Source organism: Marinimicrobium alkaliphilum (assembly GCF_003259155.1).
In the GTDB taxonomy this organism is placed as follows: domain Bacteria; phylum Pseudomonadota; class Gammaproteobacteria; order Pseudomonadales; family Cellvibrionaceae; genus Marinimicrobium_A; species Marinimicrobium_A alkaliphilum.
In genome coordinates, this window is the sequence record NZ_QGMQ01000032.1 from 1 (window position 1) to 346 (window position 346).

Below are 346 nucleotides of genomic sequence, written 5' to 3' on the forward strand. Positions count from 1 at the left end.
GCGCACAACGGCGCGAGCTTGCGAGCGTCCGGCCACCGCTTGCGGTGGCGAATTGGTGCGCCTTGTTATGAGTTGTCATCACCTACTACCCCAACCATAAACTACTAAATGATTGATTAATGCATGGGACTCTTTGCCACCCTGCACTTCGCCCGATAACTCATTGCCACCCCATTCCTCGGTCATGAAATGGTCGTGTGAGTGACCAGATTTTTCAGCTTCCGCTGCTATGGCCTCTAGGCGGGAAGCCAACCACCGAAGTTTCTCAGGAGAGCCGTGAATGAACACCTGCTCTGCTTCTTTATCTTTTTCTACGGTTAGCATTTCAACCCCAAAGACTCATAAC

The 346-nt window shown here is 51.4% G+C and carries 1 protein-coding gene; it reads right to left on the reverse strand.

What is annotated here, in order from left to right:
* Positions 1-78: 78 nt before the first annotated feature.
* On the reverse strand, positions 79-324 hold the full coding sequence (locus tag DKW72_RS16265) for an Imm32 family immunity protein (protein ID WP_111643433.1): 246 nt from the start codon (positions 322-324) through the stop codon (positions 79-81).
* Positions 325-346: the final 22 nt, after the last annotated feature.